Raw genomic sequence first — 2,044 nt, 5'->3', positions numbered from 1 at the left:
CGCGCTGGAGCGCGCGGCCGCCGAGGGCCCGCGCCACCTTGCCGCCAGCGCGCCGCATCTCGGCGCGATCAAGAACAGCTGGCTCTACCTCGCCTCCGGGATGGGGAACTACGGCACCGACTACCTGCGGCGCGCGGTGGTCGCGATGCTGGGGCTGGGCGCGAACCTGCCGGAGGACGCGATCTACCCGCTGACCCATGTGTCGGGCGACGGGCGGCCGCTGGACGGCGCCAACCGCTACGTGCTGCGCTTCCCGCGCGGTCAGGAGCCGCCGGTCAACGCCTTCTGGTCCGTCACGCTCTACGACCAGGAAGGGTTCCAGGTGGCGAACCCGATCAACCGCTTCGCCATCGGCGACCGCGACGGGATGGTGCGCGGCGCGGACGGGACGATCGAGATCCTGATCCAGAACGCCGATCCGGGCGCGGACCGGCGCGCCAACTGGCTGCCCGCGCCGGCCGGTCCGTTCAACCTGACGCTGCGGCTCTACGGCCCGGACGCGCAGGCGATCGACGGACGCTGGTCACCGCCCGCGGTGCAGCTCGCAAGCCCTGCGCGGCCGCTGCTGCAGACCCACTGATCGCGCCGCGGGCGCCGGGCGCGGCTACTCCTCGCGCCCCGGCCCCGCCGTGCGTTCGTAGTGGCGGTAGTACTTCTCCGTCACCAGCTCGGTCTTCACCACGACGCAGACATCGGTGGTGTTGAACTGCGCGTCGATCACCGCGCCGTCGCCGACGAAGCCGCCGAGCCGCAGGTAGCCCTTGATCAGCGGCGGCAGCTCCATGAGTGCCGCCTTCGCCGCCGCGGCGTCGAGCGGCACGCGGTCCATCGCCACGTAGCGCTCCGGCAGCGCGCGCGCGCGTAGCGCCGGCGGCGCCAGGTGATGCGCATGCAGGTAGGACAGCTGCGGCGCCAGCGCATCCAGGTCCGTCCCCGGCAGCGACGCGCAGCCGAACATCAGCTCGATGCGGTGGCGGAAGACATAGGCCGCGATGCCGCGCCACAGCAGCTGCAGCGTGCCGCGGCTGCGATAGGGCGCGGCCACGCAGGACCGCCCGAGCTCCATCACCTCGCCCGGATAGGCCGCGAGCATGGAGATGTCGTACTCGCTCTCTGAATAGAAGCGCCCGAGCTTCGCCGCGGCCGGCCGGCGGATCAGCCGATAGGTGCCGACGACCGCCTCCGGCCCGTCGCCCAGGTCGTGGTCCAGCACCAGCAGGTGGTCGGCGACCGCGTCGAAGGCGTCGGCGTCGCGCCGCGAGGCGGCGGTCGCGGCATCGGCCTGCGCGCCCATCTCCTCGTAGAAGACGCGGAACCGCAGCGCCTGCGCGGCATCCATCTCCGCCGCGCCATCGGCGAGCCGCAGGCCGAGATTGCCGGCGCGGATCTCCTCGAACGGCGCGTCGCTGGCCGCGTCGCTCATGCGGGTCGCCCGGCGCGGGACATCACTTGGGCTTCCGCCCCGACTTCGCCGCGGCCTCGGCCCTGCGGCCGAACAGCTCCAGCCGCTGGCCGATCAGGCCGAAGCCGAGCCGCTCCGCGATCGCGCGCGCCACGCGCTCGAACTCCGGGTCCTCGAACTCGATGACCTTGCCGGTGTCCACGTCGATCAGATGGTGATGATGGCCGCGATCCGTAGGGTCGAAGCGCGCCCGCCCGCCGCCGAAGTCGCGGCGTTCGACGATCCCCTTCTCCTCCAGCAGTCGCACCGTCCGGTACACGGTCGCCACCGAGATGCGCTGGTCGAGCGCGCTGGCGCGGCGGTACAATTCCTCGACGTCCGGGTGGTCTTCGGCCTCCGACAGGACGCGCGCGATCAGCCGACGCTGGCCGGTCATTTTCAGCCCGCGCTCGATGCAGAGCCGCTCGATCCGGGACGGATCGGGCGAGCCAGGCGGCGCGTGCGGGGCGTGTTCCGTCATGCGGTCCATGCGGGCGCTGCTCCGGCCGGCGGTCGCCGGCCCGGCGCTTCCTTAATCCCGTCCGGCCCGCGCGGCCATGGCCGCGCGCCGCGACACGGCCATCGGGCCCCACGAGCCGGCGC

3 protein-coding genes are annotated in these 2,044 nt (G+C 73.0%); 1 reads left to right on the top strand and 2 read right to left on the bottom strand.

Going from position 1 to position 2,044, the window contains the following annotated elements:
• Positions 1 to 580 (top strand): DUF1214 domain-containing protein (locus L2I40_RS22410; protein ID WP_237217540.1); only part of this gene is annotated, 580 nt, incomplete at its 5' end.
• Positions 581 to 604: 24 nt separating this feature from the next.
• On the opposite strand, the gene L2I40_RS22405 is transcribed toward L2I40_RS22410, so the two are convergent.
• Together L2I40_RS22405 and L2I40_RS22400 are read right to left on the bottom strand one after the other, a co-directional pair.
• Positions 605 to 1,423 (bottom strand): GNAT family N-acetyltransferase, encoded by an 819-nt coding sequence (locus tag L2I40_RS22405; protein ID WP_237217538.1) that lies wholly within the window; start codon positions 1,421 to 1,423, stop codon positions 605 to 607.
• A 22-nt stretch (positions 1,424 to 1,445) separates the two neighbouring features.
• Positions 1,446 to 1,931 (bottom strand): Fur family transcriptional regulator, encoded by a 486-nt coding sequence (locus tag L2I40_RS22400; protein WP_372491102.1) that lies wholly within the window; start codon positions 1,929 to 1,931, stop codon positions 1,446 to 1,448.
• Positions 1,932 to 2,044 lie beyond the last annotated feature (113 nt).

Source organism: Falsiroseomonas oryziterrae (genome assembly GCF_021864505.1).
Taxonomy (GTDB): Bacteria; Pseudomonadota; Alphaproteobacteria; order Acetobacterales; family Acetobacteraceae; genus Falsiroseomonas; species Falsiroseomonas oryziterrae.
The sequence above is the reverse complement of the archived record's forward strand: the minus strand, read 5'-3'. Positions and strand labels throughout refer to the sequence as shown.

What these genes read in the sequence shown, in the direction of transcription:
- L2I40_RS22405 (WP_237217538.1), bottom strand. Translation starts at nt 1,423, where the DNA reads ATGAGCGACGCGGCCAGCGACGCGCCGTTCGAGGAGATCCGCGCCGGC.
- L2I40_RS22400 (WP_372491102.1), bottom strand. Translation starts at nt 1,931, where the DNA reads ATGGACCGCATGACGGAACACGCCCCGCACGCGCCGCCTGGCTCGCCC.